This window comes from Aeromonas sp. FDAARGOS 1418 (assembly GCF_019048585.1).
In the GTDB taxonomy this organism is placed as follows: domain Bacteria; phylum Pseudomonadota; class Gammaproteobacteria; order Enterobacterales; family Aeromonadaceae; genus Aeromonas; species Aeromonas caviae.
The window spans coordinates 4,322,251-4,343,046 of the sequence record NZ_CP077387.1; the positions used below are offsets into that span (position 1 = coordinate 4,322,251).

The 20,796-nt window shown below is 64.2% G+C and carries 18 protein-coding genes; 3 read left to right on the forward strand and 15 right to left on the reverse strand.

Features of this window, described 5'->3' with window-relative positions; genetic code table 11:
• Window position 1 precedes the first annotated feature (1 nt).
• From I6L48_RS20205 to I6L48_RS20230, 6 genes are all read right to left on the reverse strand, one after another.
• Complete coding sequence (locus I6L48_RS20205) at window positions 2-823, reverse strand: ABC transporter ATP-binding protein (protein ID WP_010675449.1); 822 nt, start codon at window positions 821-823, stop codon at window positions 2-4.
• A gap of 31 nt (window positions 824-854) precedes the next feature.
• The gene (locus I6L48_RS20210; protein ID WP_049636599.1) at window positions 855-1,814 is read right to left on the reverse strand and encodes an ABC transporter permease; all 960 of its coding nucleotides are present in this window, start codon (window positions 1,812-1,814) and stop codon (window positions 855-857) included.
• Window positions 1,815-1,828: 14 nt separating this feature from the next.
• Window positions 1,829-3,184 (reverse strand): CmpA/NrtA family ABC transporter substrate-binding protein, encoded by a 1,356-nt coding sequence (locus I6L48_RS20215; RefSeq protein WP_223918120.1) that lies wholly within the window; start codon window positions 3,182-3,184, stop codon window positions 1,829-1,831.
• Window positions 3,185-3,530: 346 nt separating this feature from the next.
• The gene (locus I6L48_RS20220) at window positions 3,531-4,115 is read right to left on the reverse strand and encodes an ANTAR domain-containing response regulator (protein ID WP_010675452.1); all 585 of its coding nucleotides are present in this window, start codon (window positions 4,113-4,115) and stop codon (window positions 3,531-3,533) included.
• Window positions 4,116-4,240: 125 nt separating this feature from the next.
• Complete coding sequence (cobA, locus tag I6L48_RS20225) at window positions 4,241-4,999, reverse strand: uroporphyrinogen-III C-methyltransferase (protein ID WP_216987644.1); 759 nt, start codon at window positions 4,997-4,999, stop codon at window positions 4,241-4,243.
• A gap of 28 nt (window positions 5,000-5,027) precedes the next feature.
• On the reverse strand, window positions 5,028-7,652 hold the full coding sequence (locus I6L48_RS20230; RefSeq protein ID WP_216987645.1) for a nitrate reductase: 2,625 nt from the start codon (window positions 7,650-7,652) through the stop codon (window positions 5,028-5,030).
• Window positions 7,653-7,936: 284 nt separating this feature from the next.
• On the opposite strand from I6L48_RS20230, the gene I6L48_RS20235 reads away from it, so the two are divergent.
• On the forward strand, window positions 7,937-8,440 hold the full coding sequence (locus I6L48_RS20235; RefSeq protein WP_216987646.1) for an RNA methyltransferase: 504 nt from the start codon (window positions 7,937-7,939) through the stop codon (window positions 8,438-8,440).
• Between the two features lie 42 nt (window positions 8,441-8,482).
• Here the strand turns inward: I6L48_RS20235 and I6L48_RS20240 are convergent, their stop codons facing one another.
• The gene (locus I6L48_RS20240; protein WP_042016889.1) at window positions 8,483-9,226 is read right to left on the reverse strand and encodes a hypothetical protein; all 744 of its coding nucleotides are present in this window, start codon (window positions 9,224-9,226) and stop codon (window positions 8,483-8,485) included.
• 194 nt (window positions 9,227-9,420) lie between these two features.
• Between I6L48_RS20240 and I6L48_RS20245 the strand changes: the two genes are divergently transcribed.
• Window positions 9,421-9,852 (forward strand): universal stress protein, encoded by a 432-nt coding sequence (locus I6L48_RS20245; protein ID WP_010675457.1) that lies wholly within the window; start codon window positions 9,421-9,423, stop codon window positions 9,850-9,852.
• Between the two features lie 92 nt (window positions 9,853-9,944).
• Here the strand turns inward: I6L48_RS20245 and I6L48_RS20250 are convergent, their stop codons facing one another.
• From I6L48_RS20250 to gpt, 6 genes are all read right to left on the reverse strand, one after another.
• Entirely contained in the window at window positions 9,945-10,580 is a 636-nt protein-coding gene (locus I6L48_RS20250) for a murein L,D-transpeptidase catalytic domain family protein (RefSeq protein ID WP_042016892.1), read from the reverse strand.
• A gap of 156 nt (window positions 10,581-10,736) precedes the next feature.
• Window positions 10,737-11,990: a glutamate-5-semialdehyde dehydrogenase gene (locus I6L48_RS20255; RefSeq protein WP_113068900.1), complete on the reverse strand. Its 1,254-nt coding sequence runs from the start codon at window positions 11,988-11,990 to the stop codon at window positions 10,737-10,739.
• 35 nt (window positions 11,991-12,025) lie between these two features.
• A complete protein-coding gene (gene proB, locus I6L48_RS20260; protein ID WP_010675460.1) occupies window positions 12,026-13,129 on the reverse strand; it encodes a glutamate 5-kinase in 1,104 nt (367 codons plus the stop codon).
• Window positions 13,130-13,274: 145 nt separating this feature from the next.
• The gene (crl, locus tag I6L48_RS20265; RefSeq protein ID WP_039040346.1) at window positions 13,275-13,667 is read right to left on the reverse strand and encodes a sigma factor-binding protein Crl; all 393 of its coding nucleotides are present in this window, start codon (window positions 13,665-13,667) and stop codon (window positions 13,275-13,277) included.
• A 62-nt stretch (window positions 13,668-13,729) separates the two neighbouring features.
• Window positions 13,730-14,998: an esterase FrsA gene (gene frsA / locus I6L48_RS20270; RefSeq protein WP_216987647.1), complete on the reverse strand. Its 1,269-nt coding sequence runs from the start codon at window positions 14,996-14,998 to the stop codon at window positions 13,730-13,732.
• Between the two features lie 174 nt (window positions 14,999-15,172).
• Window positions 15,173-15,640: a xanthine phosphoribosyltransferase gene (gene gpt / locus I6L48_RS20275; RefSeq protein WP_039040347.1), complete on the reverse strand. Its 468-nt coding sequence runs from the start codon at window positions 15,638-15,640 to the stop codon at window positions 15,173-15,175.
• A gap of 926 nt (window positions 15,641-16,566) precedes the next feature.
• Between gpt and I6L48_RS20280 the strand changes: the two genes are divergently transcribed.
• The gene (locus I6L48_RS20280) at window positions 16,567-18,018 is read left to right on the forward strand and encodes an aminoacyl-histidine dipeptidase (RefSeq protein WP_216987648.1); all 1,452 of its coding nucleotides are present in this window, start codon (window positions 16,567-16,569) and stop codon (window positions 18,016-18,018) included.
• A gap of 629 nt (window positions 18,019-18,647) precedes the next feature.
• Here the strand turns inward: I6L48_RS20280 and I6L48_RS20285 are convergent.
• Window positions 18,648-19,649, reverse strand: a complete 1,002-nt coding sequence (locus tag I6L48_RS20285) for an ABC transporter ATP-binding protein (RefSeq protein WP_041212969.1) — start codon at window positions 19,647-19,649, stop codon at window positions 18,648-18,650.
• Between the two features lie 94 nt (window positions 19,650-19,743).
• On the reverse strand, window positions 19,744-20,781 hold the full coding sequence (locus I6L48_RS20290) for an ABC transporter ATP-binding protein (RefSeq protein ID WP_216987649.1): 1,038 nt from the start codon (window positions 20,779-20,781) through the stop codon (window positions 19,744-19,746).
• Window positions 20,782-20,796 lie beyond the last annotated feature (15 nt).

Below are 20,796 nucleotides of genomic sequence, written 5' to 3' on the forward strand. Positions count from 1 at the left end.
CTCAGGCGCGCAGCTTGCTGCGCACCTGCCCGGCTGCCTTGAGGGGGGTCACCTTGCGCTGCTTCTCGTAGAGGAAGCGCAGCACCTGCTGGCGCAGCTTGTGGTAGTGGGGATCGTCCGCCAGGGCGACCCTGTCTCTGGGCCTTGGCAGGTCCACGGTCAGGATCTCCCCGACGGTGGCGCTGGGGCCATTGGTCATCATGACGATGCGATCGGAGAGCAGCACCGCCTCGTCCACGTCGTGGGTGATCATGATGACGGTGTTGCCAAGCTCCGCCTGGATCGCCATCAGGGCATCCTGCAAATGGGCCCGGGTCAGGGCATCGAGGGCGCCGAACGGTTCATCCATCAGCAGCACCTTGGGGGAGAGCGAGAGGGCGCGGGCGATGCCGACCCGCTGCTTCATCCCCCCCGACAGCTCGTGGGGCATCTTCTGGCTGGCGTGATCCATCTGCACCAGGGAGAGGTAGTAGTCCACCCGCTCCGCCACCGCCCGCTTGTCAGACTCCACCTGGGCCACCGCCAGCGCCACGTTCTGCTGGACGCTGAGCCAGGGCAGCAGGGCGTGGTTCTGGAACACCATGGCGCGCTCGGGCCCCGGGCCCGCCACCTCGCGACCATCGAGAATGATGCCCCCCAGGGTCGGCTCCAGCAGCCCGGCCACCAGGTTGAGGACGGTGCTCTTGCCGCAGCCCGAGTGGCCGATGAGGGAGACAAACTCCCCCTTCTCGATGCGCAGGTTGACCCGGCTCAAGGCCTCGAAGCTGCCCTGCTCCGTCTCGAACGAGATGCCGACGTCGCTTATCTCCAGATAACTCTTCATTGGCTCTTCTCCTGCCTGAATAGAAATGTGATTAACGCAGCACCTGACGCTTGTCCCAGGACAACCACTGCTGCAGGGCCAGCATGCCCCTGTCCAGGGCGCAGCCGATGAGGCCTATGGTGATCACCGCCACCATGATGCGGGCCAGAGACGCAGAGCCGCCGCTCTGGAACTCGTCCCACACGAACTTGCCGAGCCCCGGGTTCTGGGCCAGCATCTCCGCCGCGATCAGCACCATCCAGGCCACCCCCAGGGAGAGCCGCAGCCCGGTGAAGATCATGGGCAGGGCGCCGGGCAGCACGATGCGGCGCACATGGGTCACAAAGGAGAGACGCAGCACCCGGCTGACGTTGTGCAGATCCCCATCCAGCCCCGCCACCCCCACCGCCGTGTTGATCAGGGTCGGCCAGAGGGAGCAGAGGGTCACCGTCAGGGCCGAGGTGAGGAAGGACTTGGCAAGCCAGGGGGCGGGATTGGCGTAGAGGGCGCTCACCACCAGGGTGATGAGGGGCAGCCAGGCCAGGGGGGAGACCGGCTTGAGCAGCTGGATCACCGGGTTGGCGGCGCGATAGAGCCCCTGATTCATGCCGAGCAGCACCCCGCACGGAATGGCGATCAGAGTCGCCAGCGCGAAGCCGCACAGCACGGTGAGCAGGCTGGTGGCTATCTGATCGAAGAAGGTGGGACGTCCTGTGTAGGGACGCAGCTTCACCTCGGCCGCCGGATCCGCCGCCAGTCGCTCGGCGTTGCGCACCTGCTGGCGTTCGAGGAAGGCCGCCGCCTTCTCCCGCTCCTGCAGATGCTCCTGCCCGAGGGACCAGAGCTGGCTGGCGGTGGCGAGCGGCCCCGGCAGGGTGCCCAGACTGGTCTGCACCTGGCTCGCCCCCCACTGCCAGAGGCCGAGGAAGAGCAGCACGCCGAGCAGGGGCTGCACCATGATTTTCCAGTTGATGGCTTTTAAATGGATGAGGGGCCATGTGTGTCGTTTCATCGGGATATCCTTGCTCATTGCACCCGCTCATCGCCCTTGAGGCCGATGGCGAACTGTTGCAGGTAGGCGTTGGGGTGGCGGCCGTCGTAGATGAGGCCGTCGATGAAGCCATCCTGGGGGCCGCGATAGCCCTGCTCGCTGGCAAAGTCGGGGAAGTCACTGGCCTTGAGCTTGCCCTCGGCGATGAGGGCCTCGGCGGCCTGGCGATAGACATCCGGTTGATAGACGGCCTTGGCCACCTGCTCGAACCAGGCGTCCGGCCTGGCCTCGGGGATCTGGCCCCAGCGCCGCATCTGGGTCAGGTACCAGATGGCGTCGGAGTAGTAGGGATAGGTGGCGTGATGGCGGAAGAAGACGTTGAAATCCGGCACCTGGCGCTTGTCCCCCCTGGCGTACTCGAAAGTGCCCGTCATGGAGCTCGCGATCACCTGCTCGTCCGCCCCCACGTACTCGGGTTTGGCCAGCAGCTTGGCCGCCGCGCGCCGGTTGCCGTTGTCGTCTGCATCCAGCCACCAGGCCGCCCGCAGCAGCGCCTTCACCAGCCGCACATGGGTGTTGGGGTGACGCTCGGCCCACTGCCGGGTGACGCCGAACACCTTCTCCGGGTTGTTGCGCCAGATCTCGTTATCCGTGATGACGGGCACCCCTATGCCCCTGGCGACCGCCTGCTGGTTCCAGGGCTCCCCCACGCTGTAGCCGGCGATGGTGCCCGCCTCCAGGGTGGCGGGCATCTGGGGGGGCGGCGTCACCGACAGCAGCACGTCCGCCTGGCGCTGGCCCGAGTTGTCCCCAAGCTTGGGCGCATAGAAACCGGGATGCAGGCCACCTGCCGCCAGCCAGTACCTCAGCTCGTAGTTGTGGGGGGAGACGGGGAAGACCATCCCCATGTTGAAGGGCTTGCCCCCCTTGCGATACTCCGCCACCACGGGCTTGAGGGCGGCGGCGCTCACCGGGGGCGGCACCTGGCCCGCCTGCGGCCTGGGCAACTGGGGCGCCATGGCGGCCCAGACGCTGTTGGCCACCGTGATGGCGTTGCCGTTGAGATCCATGGCGAACGCCGTCACCAGCTCGGCCTGGGTGCCGATGCCGATGTGGGCCGCCAGGGGCTGGCCCGCCAGCATCTGGGCACCGTCCAGCTCGCCGTCTATCACCCGATCCAGCAGGATCTTCCAGTTCGCCTGGGCTTCGAGGGTGACGTAGAGTCCCTCATCCTCGAAATAGCCACGCTCGTAGGCCACCGCCAGCGGCGCCATGTCGGTCAGCTTGATGAAGCCGAGCCTGAGCTCCTCCTGCTCCGGGGCTCCCAGTGCCAGCACCGGCAGCGACAGCGCCGCCAGCAGCAGCCCCGCACATCCTTGTCGTCCGTTCATTGCATCTCCTCCCTCGGTTCCGGGTCAGGGCCATGGCGCCAGGCTGCCTGGAATCGCAGTGCCACCTCGTTGCAGCGCTGCGACCCAAGGTGCGTCGCGACCAAAAAAAAAAGCCCCGCCGATCCGGGATCGGCGGGGCTTCTTTGCCCTGTTGCGGGTGAGTGGCCTGACCGGCCCCTCACTGCGCATCGTTACTTCATTGCTATCGTGTTTTTGTTATTCACTTTCCGTGCCAGCTCGTCCAGGGTGCATCAGGCGGCCCTTTGCGGCCTGTGATGCCCAGATCCTCCCTCAAATTTGCCTCAATTAGGCGCAGTTGCACCAAAACGGTTGGCCACGGGAGCGCTCAGGCGGGCAAAGCCTGCAGCAGTTGCCGCGCCAGCTCCCCCAGGCTCAGGTGACGGCTCATTGCGGTGCTGCGCATCAGGCGATAGGCCTCGTCCTCGTCCAGCCCCTGATGGCGCATCAGGCGTCCCTTGGCCTGCTCGATGAGCCGCCTATCCTCCAGCTTCTGGCGCAGCTCGCTCTCGGTCTGCATCAGGGCCTGCACCATGGCGAGCTGACTGCGGGCCAGGCGCAGCCACTGCTCCACCGGCTCACGCTCGCCGCAAGGGTGGGGCACCAGCAACACCCCCTGCTGCAACAGGGCGAGCTGGGTATCGCCCCCCAGCCGCTCGCAGAACAAGAGCCGCGGCATGTCGGGCCAAAGAGAGAGGCCAAGGCGTACCTCGGCGCTGAACTGGCGGCAACTGACGAGCAGGGCATCCCCCCTCTGCGTCGGCGTCAGCAACTGGCGGGTATCGAGGATCCCGGGCTGATGGCCGTAGTGACTGACCAGCAGGGCCAGGCGGTTCGCCTGGCCCGGGTCATCGGCGTGGATCAACAGCCGGGAAGCGGGGCCGTCCTGGCCCCGGGTGGAAAAAGTGGTCATGGCGCTCCTTGCCGGCGACGATCGCGTTCTGTCTGGCGAAAATGCCGCAACATGAAGGCCAACTCTTTGAATCTACCTCCTTTTTATCTATCAGGAGGTAGTGGGGGTAGAGGGAGAATCGCCCCTCAGGCGACCCGTTCCAGGGCCTCCGTCAGCAATCCCTGCAGCTCGGTGCGCAGCCGCACCACCTCCCCCATGATGATCAGCACCGGGCTCTGGCCCAGCAGGGCACGGGCGGCCAGCTCCAGGCCATCGAGCGTGGCCTCGTGCACTTGCTGGCGGGGGCTGCAGCCAGCCACCACCAGGGCCACCGGCAGCGCGCCCGGGGCCCCCGCCCTCAACATCCCTTCCCGAATGCGGGCCGCCCGCTCCAGCCCCATGTAGAACACCAGGGTGTGGCCCGCCCGGGTCAGCCCGTGCCAGCCCTGATAGTCGCGCTCGTCCATCAGGTGCCCCGTCACCAGGGTCAGGGAGCGGGCCAGCCCCCTGTGGGTCAGGGGAATGAAGCTGCTGGCGGCGCACCCCAGGGCCGCCGTGATCCCCGGCACCAGCTCGGCCTCGATGCCGTGCCGGGCCAGGTGCAGCGCCTCCTCGCCGCCGCGCCCGAACACCAGGGGATCCCCTCCCTTGAGGCGCACCACCCGCTTGCCCGTGCGGGCCAGGGCCAGCAGCAGGGCGTTGATCTCCTCCTGGGTCGGGCTCGGCTCACCGCAGCGCTTGCCCACGTCGAAGCGGGCGGCCCCCTTGGGAATGCAGGCCAGGATCTCGCTCCCCACCAGGCGGTCATAGACCACGACCTCTGCCGCCTCCAGACGGTGCAGGGCGCGCAGTGTCAACAATTCGAGGGGCCCGGGGCCCGCTCCCACCAGACTGATTTGGCTCATCTCAGGCTCCTTGTGTCCTGGCACCGCACTAAGCGGATGCCAGGAAAACATGTTTGATCAACAGCTTGTCGATTTCGGGCAGACAGGTGCCGCAGTTGCTGCCACAGCCGAGCAGGGCCTGCAGCCCCGCCAACTCGCTCACCCCCTGCCGGGTGATGGCATCGACGATGCGCTGCTCCGAGACCCGCAGGCAGGAGCAGACCAGCCGGCTCTCCCCGGCCAGGGCCTGGCTCAGGGTCTGGCTCAGGGCCCCCGCCTGGAGCGGCGTGCCGAGCAGACTGGCCAGCAGGTCGACCTTGATGTCCGGGCGCCGCGCCCCCACCAGCAAGATGCCCTCGATGCGATCCCCTGCCAGGGCCACGGCCAGCCACCCCTCCTTCATGGGCAGCCTGAGCCAGTGCCCCTCGGCCCCCAGCCGTTGCCACAGGCTCTCTGTGCTCTCTGACCAGGAGGCCAGCAGGGTGCAGTTCCCCTCGGGCAGGGGACGCCTGGCCCACCAGTCCACCGGCTCGCGCCACTCACCACGGCCACACCAGAGCCCTTGCCAGCGGGTGGGCTGCGCCCTGGCCTGCACCCGCCCCTGTTTGAACATGGGCTGGCCCGAGAGGGGATCCACCACGGCGGCGATGAGGCGGTTGACCGCCCCCTGGCTGCACTGGCTGTCGGTCCAGTGCATGGGCAGGAAGGCCTCCCCCTCCCTGAGCCCCTCATCCAGCCCCACCAGCAGCAGCGCCTCCCCGAGCCCGTTGCAAAGGCGCACCAGATCCCCCTCCTTCACGCCAAGCGCCAGCAGGCTGGCGGCCCCCATTCGCACCCTGGGCCAGGGCTCGGCCTCCTGCAACCGGGGCACGTGGCCGGTGCGGGTCATGGTGTGCCACTGATCCCGCAGGCGGCCACTGTTGAGGAGCAGGGAGGCAGCCCCTGCAAGCGGGGGCGTTTCTGGCTGCTCGGGGAAGCGCTGGGCCAGGGGCAGCAGGCGGGCCCGGCCATCCGGGGTGGCGAAGCGTCCGTCCTCGAACAGGCGATCCCGCCCACGGGGCCAGTCGGCGTTGACGGGCCAGCTCAAGGGTTCCAACGCCTCGAATTCGGCACGGGTGAGACCCGCCAGCCCGGAGATGTCGAACTGGCGGGATCCGTCGTTCTCAAACCCGGAGAGGGCGGCATGCTCGCAGAAGATCTCGTGCTCGTGCTCATAGGCGAACCCCTCGCCAAAGCCGAGCCGACGGGCGAGCCGGGTCAGGGCCCACCAGTCGGGCCTGGCCTCCCCCGGCAGGGGCAGGAAGGCGCGCTGGCGGCTGATGGTGCGCTCGGAGTTGGTGACGGTGCCGCTCTTCTCCCCCCAGGCGGCGGCAGGCAACAGCAGGTGGGCGAGGCGCGCCGTGTCGGTGTTGGCCGTCACCTCGGAGACCACCAGCAGCTCGCAGCGGCTCAGGGCCTCGCGCACCCGGTTGCCGTCCGGCAGGGAGACCGCCGGGTTGGTGCCGAGCACCCAGAGCGCGCGGATCTCCCCCCGGTGCACCGCCTCGAACAGCTCGACGGCCTTGCGCCCCGGCCCGCGCACCATGGTCGGGCTTCCCCAGAAGCGCTGTACCCGATCGCACTCGGCCTCGCCAAAGACCATGTGGGCGGCGAGCTGGGTCGCGAGCCCTCCCACCTCGCGCCCTCCCATGGCGTTGGGTTGCCCCGTCATGGAGAAGGGAGCCGCCCCCGGCTTTCCGATGCGACCGCACATCAGGTGGGCGTTGATGATGGCGTTGGCCTTGTCCACCCCCTGGTTGGACTGGTTGATCCCCTGACAGAACAGGGTGACGGTCTTGGGGGTACGGGCAAAGAGCTGGTAAAACCCGAGCAGATCGCTGCGGGAGAGGCCGCAGCTGCGGGCCACCTCGTCCAACTGCCAGGCGGGGGCGTCCAGCGCGCCCGCCAACGCCTCGAAGCCGCTCACGTGCTGCGCCACATAGGCCTTGTCCCAGCCATCGACATCGAGCAGGTAGCGGCACAGGCCGTTCCAGAGCGTCACGTCGCTGCCGGGTTTGAGTGCCAGATGCAGATCCCCCTGCTCCGCCGTCATGGTGCGGCGGGGATCCAGCACCACCAGCTTGAGCTCGGGACGCCGCGCCCTGGCCTGCTGCAGGCGGCGAAACAGCACGGGATGGGTCCAGGCGGTGTTGGCACCGGTGAGCACCACCAGATCGGCGAGCTCGAGATCCTCGTAACAGGCGGGCACCAGATCCTCCCCGAAGGCGCGCTGGTGGGCCACCACCGCCGACGACATGCAGAGCCGGGAGTTGGTGTCCACGTTGGCACTGCCCAGATACCCCTTCATCAGCTTGTTGGCGACGTAGTAATCCTCGGTGGTGAGCTGGCCCGACAGATAGATGCCGATGGCATCCGGCCCGGACTCGGCCAGGATGGCGGCAAAACGCGCAGCCAGGGTGTCCAGGGCCTCCTCCCAGCCGATGCGCTGCCCCATCCAGCGCGGATAGAGCAGGCGATCGGGAAAGGCCAGGCTCTCCAGCAGGCTGGCTCCCTTGACGCACAGGGCGCCGCCATTGGCCGGATGCTGCTCATCCCCCTGCAACTGCCAGTTGTCCCCCTCCCGGCTCAGCCGGATGCCGCACCCCACTCCGCAATAGGCACAGGTGGTCTTCATTCCCTTGCTCCTTGTCATGTATCTGACGAGGGGCCCATAAAAAAAGCGTCCGCCCCCCTGCGGGGACGGACGCCTTTGTCCGGATGCCTCATCGTCTTGTATGGGGAAGTGACTGCAAACCCCGCGCCAGGATGCAAGGGGCGCCGCCATTGCGCATCAGGATGTCGGGCTGCGCCGCCACGGTGCAGCCGCCCCCTTGTTGGGCCCGCCTTGCGGGAATCCGCCCCGCACGCTGGGCAAGGGGCCCACCGGGGGTATAATGCGCCGCCACACAGGAGAGAGAGATGAAAGTGTCAGATGAAGGCGCTGCCGGGCAGCACCGGGCAGATGCCCGGGAGAGAGGGGACTATTGCGCCATCGGGCTGGTCAATCCCAAATCCCCGGAGAACGTGGGCGCCGTGATGCGGGCCGCCGGCTGCTACGGGGCGGACGAGGTCTACTACACGGGGCAGCGCTTCGAGCTGGCACGCCGCTTTGTGACCGACACCAAGCAGATGGTGGAGAAGATCCCCCTGCTCGGGGTCGAGGAGCTGCTGGACTTCGTGCCCGAGGGCTGCACCCCTGTGCTGGTGGATCTGATCGAGGGGGCCACGCCCCTGCCGGATTACGTGCACCCCGAGAGAGCCTTCTACATCTTCGGCCCGGAGGATGGCACCCTGGAACCCGCCCGCTTCGCGGCGGTGAAGGAGGTCATCTATGTGCCGACTCAGGGTTGCATGAACCTGGCCGCCTCGGTCAACGTCATCCTCTATGACCGGTTGGCCAAGACGCTCAGCGCCAAAGGCTGAGGCAGAACAAGCGGGGCCCGATGACGGTATCAGGCCCGACAGCTAGGGCTGTGGCTTGTTCGCCCGCACCACCTGCTCCCTGAGAAAGTCCTGGTAGTAGTCGTAGAGCTTGTTCTGCCGATAGATCTCCGCCAGCTTGCCCTGCCTTATCAGGGTACGCATGCCGGGATCCCAGAGCCCGTGCAACTCCCTGCCCTTCGGGGTATCGGCGAAGATGGGGTAGGTCGGGATCCAGCGCAGGAATACCTGTACCAGCTCGGGGGGAAGGGAGCCTTCGGGGTAGAGGGCGCCGTCGGTCAGGTAGTAGCGGTAACGCCCCTTGATCAGCAATTGCAGCGCCATCTCGTGGCTGTCTATCTCGAACCAGCGCATCGGCTCCGGGATGAACTTGTCAAAGGCCCACCCCCTCAGCCAGAGCACCTCCTGCTCCTTGAGGCTGTGCTCCCCTGCCCAGTGCGGCAGCCAGCGCTTTTGCATCACCACGCTCACGTAGTCCGCCGAGTCGGGGTAGTCGGGCTGATGGACCCCGGGCACCTCTCCCCGATAGACCCCCATCGCCATGTCCCCCTCCTTTTGCGACACCACCGCCAGTGCCCGTTTGTAAGGCACCATGTGAAGCTTCACCTCGTGCCCCAGGGGTTCATAGATGGCTCGAACCACATCCAGATAGACCCCCTTGCCGTCCCGGTGACAGAAGCCGGGCCAGTCGTCGCAATAGACGTGTATGGTGTCTGCCCGCACGAACGAGGTGATCAGCAGGCAACAGAACAGAAAAAGACGAACCATGAATATCCTCAGTGATATGGCACTCGGCAGATGCTCACCGCCGGACGGCCCGTTCAGGCATACAGATAGCATAGAAAAACAGAGTCCCGGCCGACATTTTCCCCATTTTGCGAGCGGGTCGAGGGTTATTGTCGCCCCACAGCGTATCATGGCAAACAAGATTCATTAGTAGCCCAACTTGAGGGGAGATTCTCATGCCAACCATCAAATCCCTGCTCTGCCCCGTCGATTTCTCCGAGATGTCCAGAGCGGTACTCGACTACGCCGTCTTCATGGCCAACACCCACCAGGCCGAGCTCAAACTGGTCCACGTGGTGGATCAGCTGCACGGCTTCGACAGCTACAAGATCCTGCACATGACGGCCATCGAGATCACCCACGAGATGGAACGCCAGGCCAAGAGTCAGCTCAAGGAACTGGTCGCCTGCCTGCCCATTCCGGCCAAGTTCGAGGTCCGTTTTGGCCGCGCCGCCGATGAAATCGTCCTCCAGGCGAAGGAAGACAAGGTGGATCTCGTGGTCATGGGCAGCCATGGCCGCTCCGGTATCAGCCACCTGCTGGTGGGCAGCGTGGCGGAATCCGTGGTGCGCCACGCACCCTGCCCTGTGCTGGTGGTCCGCAAATAATCCCCACCTGATGCGCCAAGGCCAGCATATGCTGGCCTTTTTGCTGTTGATTGCCATGAGATGCTCATCGCAGCACACTCGCGGGCAGGCTCTCAGCCATGGGCATAGATGACGCTCCCTCCCTTGATGGTGTCGATGATCGCCCTGGACTGCTCCCTTGGCAGGGCCGGGCATCCCCAGCTGCGCCCCAGCTTGTCAAACTTCTGCAGATGCCGGGGGCTGGCGTAATCCGCCCCGTGCACCACGATGGCGCGCTTGCGGGCATTGCTGTTCTTGCCGGGACTGAGGCCGTCGAGACGCAGGGAGTAACCGTGCTTGCCCTGATAGGTCTCGGCGGTGCGGTAGACCCCGAGGGAACTTTGCCGGGAATTCATCTGATTGGAGAACTGGCGGGCGGCCAGCTCCCCCGAATTGCGGCCGTGGCTGACCCAGGTGTGGTAGAGCAGCTTGTGGCGCTTGACGTCGATGACGAACAGCCGGCGCATGGTCGAGGGCTTGCTGTAGTCGATGATGGTTAGAATGGGTTTTCGCTTGTGGCGCACGCTCTGGTAACCGTCCAGGGCCTTGCGAAACACGCGGCTGTCGAGCTTGCCCGCCAGCCCGAGCTGACGATAGAGATCCTGGTCCCAGCTGGCGTGGCTGGCGCCGCTGAAACAGAGCGCCCCCAGCAGCAGTGGCAGGCTCAGCCAGAGGCTGCCCCACCACGCACTCCTATCCTGTCCCTTCATCCTTGAAGTTGCTCCCCTTGCTGTCGCTGGCCTGATGCCCCGGGTGACACCGCATCCTGCTGGATAGTTATATGCAAGCCATTGATTGCGAGCAATAAAAAAGCATAAAAATGCCGACCTGAGTCGGCATTGTCCTGCTTGCTGAGCGTGCCAGGATCAGGCACGGCTGAGATAATCCGCCTGCCCCACCCACTTGTAGCTGGTGAGTTCGGTCAGCCCCATGGGGCCACGGGCGTGAAGCATCTGGGTCGAGACCGCCACCTCGGCCCCGAGGCCAAACTGGCCGCCGTCGGTGAAGCGGGTGGAGGCGTTGACATAGACCGCCGCCGAACCAGCCCCGTTGACGAAACGCTCGGCATTGGCGAGGGAGTTGGTCAGGATGGCATCGGAGTGGCCGGCGTTGTGCTCGCGCATATGGGCCAGCGCCTCGTTGACGTCCGCCACCACCTTGACCCCCAGGGTCAGCCCCAGCCACTCGGTGTCGAAATCTTCCGGCCCCGCGTCGCACAGGTTCTCGCTGCCAGCCAGCAGCGCCATGGCATTGGGCGCGCCCACCAGGGTCACCTTGCGCTCGTTCATCAGAGCCACCAGTAGCGGCAGCAAGGTGGCCGCCACCTTCTCGTGTACCAGCAGGGTATCGAGGGCGTTGCAGGCGGAGGGGCGCTGCACCTTGGCGTTCTCGATGACCGCCAGGGAACGCGCCAGATCGGCACTCTCGTCCACGAAGATATGGCTGATACCGAAACCGCCGATGATGACGGGGATGGAACTGTTCTCCTTGCACATCTTGTGAAGACCCGCACCGCCGCGGGGGATGATCATGTCCACGTAACGGTCAAGGCGCAGCAACTCGGCCACCAGCGCCCTGTCCGGATTGTCGATGTACTGCACCGCCGCCTCGGGCAGGCCGGACGCCGCCAGGGCATGCTGGATCACCCGCACCAGCTCCAGGTTGGAGTGGAAGGTCTCGCGACCGCCGCGCAGAATGCTGGCGTTGCCGGTCTTGAGGCAGAGGCTGGCGATGTCGATGGTGACATTGGGGCGCGCCTCGTAGATGACGCCGATGACACCGATGGGCACCCGGCGACGGGAAAGGCGCAGGCCATTCTCCAGCACCCGGCTGTCGATTTCGGCCCCGACCGGATCATCCAGGGTGATCACCTTGCGCACATCCGCCACTATGCCGGCAAGGCGCGCCGGGTTGAGCAGCAGGCGATCCAGCATGGCTTCCGTGAGCCCCGCCTCGCGCCCGGCGGCAATGTCTTTCTCGTTGGCCGCCAGGATCTGGGCACTGCGTGCTTCCAGTTCATCGGCGATGGCCGCCAGCGCCCGGTTCTTCTGTGCCGTGCTGACGGTGGCCAGTTGATAGGCGGCTTCACGGGCCGCCTGCCCCATTTTCTCCAGACTCATCACAGTTCCCTTTTGTTCATGCGGTGCCGCCCTCTTCAGAGCAGCACCATATCATCACGGTGGATGGCCACGGCCCCATAGCCGTAACCCAATACCTGTTCAATCTGATCCGAGTGGACACCCCGCAGCCGATCCAGCTCCAGATGGTCGTAACGGCAGATACCGCGAGCCAGCTCGCTCCCCTTGGGATCCAGGATACGCACCACGTCGCCACGCACGAAATCGCCCTTCACCGCGACGATGCCCTTGGGCAGCAGGCTGGAGCCCTTCTCCTGCATGGCGGCCACGGCCCCCTGATCCACCTGCACTTCGCCGTGAGGAGGGGGCCCTGCCAGGATCCAGCTCTTGCGCCCTTCCAGGGGGGATGCCAGGGCAGGGAACAGGGTCCCCACCCGCTCCCCGGCGGCGAGGCGGCCGATCACTTCCGGGATCTGGCCGGTGGCGATCACCACGTCCACCCCGGCCCGGCGCGCCACGTCGGCCGCCTGCAGCTTGGTGGCCATGCCACCGGTGCCAAGGCCGCTCACGCTGTCACCGGCGAGGGAGCGCAGGGTGTCGTCTATGGTCTGCACCTCTTCGATGAGCTGGGCATCCGGGTTGGTGCGCGGGTCGGCGGTGAAGAGCCCCTTCTGATCCGTGAGCAGGATCAGCAAGTCCGCATCCGCCAGGATGGCGGCACGGGCGGAGAGGTTGTCGTTGTCCCCCACCTTGATCTCGGCGGTGGCCACGGCGTCGTTCTCGTTGATGACGGGGATGATGCGGTGATCGAGCAGAGTGCGCAGGGTGTCGCGGGCATTGAGGTAGCGCTCCCTGTCTTCCAGGTCGGCGCGGGTCAGCAGCATCTGGCCGATGTGCAGCCCGTAGAGGTTGAACAGGTCCTGCCATACCCGGATGAGCTGGGTCTGACCCACCGCCGCCAGCATCTGTTTGTTCGGCAGGGTAGGCGCCAGCGGAGGGTGGCCCAGATGCTCGCGACCGGCGGCGATGGCCCCCGACGTGACCAGCACGACACGGTGCCCGTGTCGATGCAAGGCGGCACATTGTCTGACCAGCTCGACCATGTGGGCACGGTTGAGGCGGGCAGATCCCCCGGTGAGCACGCTGGTGCCCAGTTTGACGACTATGGTTCTGTTTTCCATGGGAACGAAGGGTTAGAAAAGTAAGGAATCCCTTTATACCCACGGCCCCCCTGCCCTGCAAGGCAATTAAGCCTCGCCAGGCAGTTGCGGGCTCGGTGACAAAGCATCGGGGTACCCCGCACCGGGAAGATGCGGGGCTTGGGGATCAGGCTGCCGTCACGCTCAGTTCGGCGGTCACCTGCTTCGCGGGGGAGAGGGTGCACTCCAGCTGGGTCAACTTGCCGCTGATGAGCTTGTAGAAATGTTGCAGGGTGCGTTCCACTTCCGCCTGATGCTTCTTGGGCAGCGCCTTGTCGATCCACTCCCCGTCCGCGTTGTAGAACCCCGTCTGATAGTGGTAGCTGAAGCTGTGATCCGCCTGCTCCAGCACCAGCCACCAGCCCCAGAACTCCCGCTTGTCCGGAGCAGGCTTGGCGCTGACACAGACGGACAGGCAGTCAAAGCGGTATCGGCCCTCCTCGCACAGGTCTTCACGCAAATAGGGGCCAATGGCCGCGAACTGCCGAAGCAATCGCTTGTAAGTCACTCTTTCTGACATGCTAACCTCCCTGTTGAACAAGCCATACCATCACATGGTGATGTTACATTTTTAGTTTTATATCATGTACATAAGTGCTTTTTGAGCCAATCTACCGTCTCTTTCAGTGCCTCGTCATAGACCTCGAGCAGTGGCTGCTTGTCAAACACCACCGCCTTGCCGTTGCGACTCGCAGCGGCCAATGCCCGGACATCCTGCTCGGGACAAATAAAATCTTTCTTGTGCCCGATACTCAATATCGGCACGGAAGTGCGACTCCCCAGCAATCCCTGGGTCTTGAGGGAGAAGACCTGGCACTTGGTGCGCAGCAGATCCCACTGGGCCGCGTCCGCCCCCAGCCGGTTCGCCAGCCCGTCGCGCATCATGCGCGGGCAGCGGGCGAACATCTCCTGATTGGTGAACACCTGGTTGATGCCGGCACCGATGCAGACCACGGTCCGAAGCTTGAACGGCTCGACGAAGGCGAGGCGGGCCGCCACGTTGCCGGCGAGGCGGAACCCCACCATGGCGATGCGCTGGTGATCGACCCAGGCCACCTCCGAGAGGTAGTTGAGCACCGCCTGGTGCAGGCGGCTGGTGTCCTGCACCAGAGGCCAGTGCTCGGCATAGCCGGTGCCCGGCATGTCCAGGGAGAGCATCCCGATGCCGTGGGGCTCGAGACATTTGAAGTAGAAATTGAGGAAGTCCACCTGAAGCGAATCGATGCCGCCGCTGACGATGACCAGAGGCACAGGTTTCTCGGTGGTGGGCAGATGCAGGTAGCCCTGGATGGTCTTGCCCCGAAACGGGACCTGCAACTCCTTGAGGGGCACCTTGAACAGGCGTCCGGCCTCGCGGTAGGCCATGTTGCCGAGCAACTGGGCCTGATCCGCCAGCTCGTCGTGCTTGAGGTGGGGGTAGCTTGCGATGGAGTAGTAGCGCACTGCCTTGAGCAGGTTCTTCAGCGCCGCGGCGCGATCCCCTTCCCCCAGCAGCGTCCGCCCCGTATTGAAATAACGGCCGGCGAGCTGGCTCCACTCATAGACCCAGTTGCCGGGCACATAGCCCTTGATGGTGTCCAGATAGCGTTCGTGACTGCGCTCTCCCTGCCCCATGGCGATGTGCGCCAGGGTCTGCTCCACCTCGACGGGATCGGCCCCCTGCCAGGCCCAGGTCGGTCTGCGCAGCAGGCGATACCAGCGGGGCGACAGGGCGCCATCGATGAAGCTGTCAGACAGTGCGCTGTCTTGCTCGTCGACGGGGCTTGAGTTGGAGACTTCGGAAGTTTCCAATACCTTTTTGACCCGGGTAAACAGCTTTTCCGTCAGATTGGTATCGTCGTTTGGTTCCAAAATGGTGGCTCTTCTGTCTCAAACAATGTCCCATCTTAACCACTTTTCACATCGAGCAGCCACACCATAAACGCATTGAGCCCCAAAAGGGGCTCAATGTGGTCAACCTTGCATCACGACGGATCAGTCCGCTCCCGAATGCCGGGGAGTCACTGGTCGCGACCGGTGCGGCGATTACGCTTCGTCGCAGATCGGCTTGGCGAACTCCAGCGCCATGTCCCAGGGCTGTTCAATCCAGGTATCCTGCGGAATGGCGACTTCGAAGTCATCCACCAGGGGTTCGCCCATGGGCTTGGCGAAGATGGTGATGAACTTGGCTCTGGGGTAGAGCTCGCGGATCGCCTTGGCGGTGCCGCCGGTGTCCACCAGATCGTCCACCACCAGCCAGCCTTCGCCGTCACCTGCGGTGGTGGCAGCCTTCACCACCACCAGCTCGCGCTGGTTGTCGTGGTCATAGCTGGAGATGCAGAGGGTTTCGACATTGCGAATGCCAAGTTCGCGGGCCATCAGGGCCGCAGGCACCAGACCACCGCGACTGACGGCGATGATCCCTTTCCACTGGCTGACAGGCAGTTGACGACGGGCCAGACGGCGCGCTTCACGTTGCAGGTTATCCCACGATACATAGAACTTTTTTGGCATGCTATCGATCTCAACGAGTTATAAAGCAATCACTTATGAGGCGAAACCCGGCAAAGAGACGGGTTCAGGTCAATTCTGGCACCCCGTTTCCCGAATTTTGCTTGCACTTTTTCGGCCTCGGGGCTGACGCCTCGGCGGCAAAAACGGATGCAATGCGAACAGGGATGGGGTGTAGCTGGCGGCCATGTCGGGTGGCCTCCCGAGCTCGGGCCGGCTGTTGGGCCGGTATGATAGCACTCTTTATGGATAAATTGAGCGGCAAACGTATGCGAAAAACAGGAAATGTCCGCCATCTCCCGCTCTGTCGCCCTTTTGGGAGGGCTCCGACGACACCGACAGGTTAGCCGTTTGACACACATTCCATGACATTCGGGCAAAAAAATAGCAGGGGGAGGAGAGGATCCTCACGCACCTGCTGCTGTTACCTGTGACGCTTGCGAGCCTTAACGGCGGGTGGCGTAGGGATTCGGGTAGTTGAAGCCCTGGGTATAGAGAGATTGGGCAAACCAATAGGTTGAATTGCTGCCTGACATCATAAACTCCTGATTGCTTAACAAGTTACGTACCTTAATGCGGGTTCACATCCTTGAACTGACACTCGGTTCCATGGAGGCGCACTTGCTTTGCTTCGGTTCCCTGGAGGCATTGATTGTCATCCTGACAAGTGGGCTGGCCACGGCGGCTAATTTACCACCCGGCGCCCAAAAGACAATATTTTTGTGACTAGCATCACAAAATTGATGTTGTGCTGACACGAATAAGGCAGGTAGTGAAGTTCGCCATCCATGCTCCCTTTCCCAGCACAAGCAGAGCGTCATTTGCGCTGATCGCTCACATTTTTGCGTGATTGACTGTATTATCGTTATCCTCTTCCCCGGCCCGCAGAGTGGGGCCCGACATTTTCCATGCTGGTAAGGAGTCCCGACGTGGCACAGCTCAGTTCTCTGTCTCCCAAGTTGATTTGGCAATTCTTCGAGCAGATCTGCTCCATCCCCCACCCCTCCAAGCACGAAGCCCAGCTGAGCGCCTGGATCGTGGCGTGGGCCCAGGGAGAAGGCCTGGCGGTCAAGCAAGATGCCGTCGGCAACATCATCATCAAGAAACCGGCCACGCCGGGGATGGAAAACCGCAAGGCCGTGGTGCTGCAAGCCCACATCGACATGGTGCCGCAGGCCAACGCCGACACCCAGCACGACTTCACCAAGGATCCCATCGATGCCTACATCGACGGTGAATGGGTCACCGCCCGCGGCACCACCCTGGGTGCCGACAACGGCATGGGCATGGCTGGCTGCCTGGCCGTGCTGGCCGACAAGACCATCAAACACGGTCCGCTGGAAGTGCTGCTGACCACCGACGAGGAGACCGGCATGACCGGCGCCTTCGGTCTGGAAGCGGGCTGGCTGGAGGGCGAGATCCTGCTCAATACCGACTCCGAAGAGGATGGCGAGGTCTACATGGGCTGCGCCGGCGGGGTCGATGCCAATATCCGCTTCCCCCTGGAGCGGGTCGCTGCCACCGAGGGTGAAGGTTTCGAGCTGCAGGTCAAGGGCCTGCGCGGCGGCCACTCCGGGGTCGACATCCATCGCGGCCGCGGCAACGCCAACAAGCTGCTGGTCCGTCTGCTCAAGGCCGCCGAACCGCTGGGGGTGCGCCTTGGCGATCTCAGTGGCGGCACCTTGCGCAACGCCATCCCCCGCGAGGCCCGCGCCAGCCTGCTGGTGCCCGCCGCCAGCGTGGCTGACTTCAAGGCTCTGGTAGACCGCTACGCCGGCATCTATCAGAGCGAGCTGGCCGCCACCGAGGCCAACCTCACCGTGCTGCTCACCGCCCGGGAGAAACCGGCCCAGCTCATGAGCGAGTCCCTGCAAAGCCGCCTGCTGGATGCCCTGATGGCCTGCCCGAACGGGGTGATGCGCATGAGCGACGCCATCCCGGGCGTGACCGAGACCTCCACCAACCTGGGTGTCATCAAGACACTCGAGGGGGAAGTCTATGTGCAGTGCCTGATCCGCTCCCTCATCGATTCCGGTCGCGAGAACATCGAGCAGATTACCCGCTCCCTGTTCACCCTGGCCGGCGCCAGCTGCGAGTTCACCGGCGCCTACCCGGGTTGGGCCCCGAACGTCGACTCACCGGTCATGGCGCTGGTGCGAAGCAGCTACCAGACCCTGTTTGGCGAGATGCCGAACGTCATGGTGATCCACGCAGGCCTCGAGTGCGGTCTGTTCAAGAGCGCCTACCCGGACTGGGACATGGTCTCCTTCGGCCCGACCATCCGTGGCGCTCACGCACCGGGGGAGAAGGTACACATCCCGGCGGTCGAGCGTTTCTGGCAACTGCTGGTTCACGTGCTGGAACATATCCCGGCCAAGTAAGCCAGCTCACGACCATACCGATGCCCCGCCCCGTGCGGGGCATCTTTTTTGTGCTCCCTCCTCGGCCACCTCTCTCATATCCCCGATTCCACGCGCGGCCCTGGCTTGAAATCGTATCCATGAACAGGTCTGCATTTGAAAACCTTTTCCATGATTTATGTAAATTTACAACACAAAAAGTTGATCCAGCTCACATATCCCCCTAGGATCAGAACGTGACCAAGGTCACACAACCCATGAACCACAGAGAAACGAGGTCATCATATGTTCGAGAATCTGGCAGTGCTGTTCCACCTGAAGGGTGCAACCAGCAAGAAAGGTGCTGAAGAGAAAGACACTTATGCGCCTGCAACCCGCAATTACTACTTCCGTTATGGCGCCTGATATCGCCTGTCCGGAAGTTGAAATTGGAAACGTAATAAAACTACAAAACAACTCAGCAATCCACACAGCAGCCACCCCCATCGGGGCGCTGTCCTGCCCGGGCCAGATATTCCACGGCCAAACCTGAACTCCAACCATGAAGATGGGGCCCGCAGGCCCCATTTTTTTATCCCGTATCCGCCTTTATTGCGCCTCCTCGGTGCCACCTTGCAGCGATGCCGGTCGCGACGCGGCGGGCGCCGGCATCATATCGCCTTTCCCAACGGCACCGCCTCCTGCACGGGCAAGGGGAAATGGCAGGCCACCTGATGCCCCTGCCCGCCGCACGCCTCAAGGGCGGGCGAGCGGGTGCGGCACAGATCCGTTGCATGGGGGCAGCGCTGGTGAAAATGGCAGCCACTCGGCGGCGAGATGGGGGACGGCACATCCCCCGTCAGCAGGATGCGCTGGCTGCGCCGCCGCGGATCCGGCACCGGAATGGCGGAGATGAGCGCCTGGGTATAGGGATGGCGCGGTGCCAGGTAGAGTGCCTGGGCCTCGGCCAGCTCGACGATCCGGCCCAGATACATCACCGCAATCCTGTCCGAGATGTGCTTGACCACCGACAGGTCATGGGCGATGAAGATGATGGCGAGGTTCATCTCCCGCTGCAGATTGAGCAGCAGGTTCACGATCTGGGACTGCACCGACACGTCGAGCGCCGACACCGCCTCGTCACACACCAGCAGCTTGGGCTTGAGGGCGATGGCGCGAGCGATGCCGATGCGCTGGCGCTGGCCGCCAGAAAACTCATGGGGATAGCGATCCACCGCGCTGCCGGGCAAGCCGACTTTCTCCAGCAGCTCCTGCACCCATGTCCGGCGCTGTTCGGCGTTGCCCTTGCCGTGGATGATGAAGGGCTCCTCCAGGATCTGCCCCACCGTGTGGCGGCTGTTGAGGGATTCTGCGGGATCCTGGAACACGATCTGCATCTCCTGACGCAGGGATCGCATCTCCTTGGGCGAGAGGTGGGTGATGTCACGCCCCTCGAAGGTGATGGAGCCGGCGCTCGGCTCGAACAGCTTGAGCAACGAACGCCCCAGGGTGGACTTGCCGCATCCCGACTCTCCCACCAGGCCAAGGGTCTCCCCCTGCCTGAGATCAAAGCTGATGCCATCCACCGCGTAGACGGTGTATTGCTTGCGCAAGAAACCGCCACCCATCTTGAAATGCTGCTTTAAATTGCTTACCGACAACAAGCTGGTCATGACTTCCATCCCCGACGATTCATGGCAGCAGACGACCTGGTCGCCTTCCCGCCGCCTGGCTGCCCTGCGACACCCCGTCCCCACACCAGGCCGTTCATAGGCTCACCTCCTTCCAGTGGTGGCAGGCCACCCCGTGGCGTTCGCTCAACTGCTCGGTCATCGGTATGGTCTCCACGCAAAGGGGCGTGGCATGGGGGCAGCGGTTGGAGAAACGGCACCCCGCCGGCATCTCGTGCAGGGCGGGCACCTGACCCTTGATGGTCTTGAGCAGGCTCTTTGGCACATCTTCCAGACGCGGGATCGAGGCCATCAGACCATGAGTATAGGGATGGCGCGGGTGGTCAAACAGTTCATAGATATCGGCCCGCTCCACCGCACGCCCGGCATACATCACCACCACCTCGTCGCACAGCTCCGCCACCACCCCGAGATCGTGGGTGATGAAGATGATGGCCATGCCGGTCTGGGCTTGCAGCTCCTTCATCAGATCCAGGATCTGGGCCTGGATGGTCACATCGAGCGCCGTGGTCGGCTCGTCGCAGATGAGCAGGGCAGGTTCGCAGGCCAGCGCCATGGCGATCATCACCCGCTGGCGCATGCCGCCGGAAAGATTGTGGGGATAAGCCGCGAAACGCTGGGCAGGCTCGGGGATCCCCACCTTCTTCAACATGGCGATGGCGGCGTCACGGCGCTGGGCCTTGCTGTAATCGGGGCGGTGGAGGCGAAACACCTCCATCAACTGATCGCCGACCGTCTGCACCGGGTTGAGGGCCGTCATGGGCTCCTGAAAGATCATGGAGATACGGTTGCCGCGCACCTTGTACATCTGCTCCGGCGGCAGATTGAGCAGCTCCTCCCCCTGAAAGCGGATGGAGCCCCCTACCACCTGACCGTGAGGCCTTGGCAGCAACCCCATGATGGCCAGCGAGGTGACGCTCTTGCCGCAGCCGGACTCGCCGACTATCCCCAGGGTCTTGCCCGGGGCGACCTGGAAGCTGACCCCGTCGAGCACCTTGATCTTGCCGTCGTCGACGGCGAACTCCACCTCGAGATCCCGCACCTCGAGGATGGGGGACAGAGACTGCCCCTCATGATCTTTGGTGCCGGGGGCGGTGGCCTGTGTGTTGGGCATGACTGCTGCTCCCTT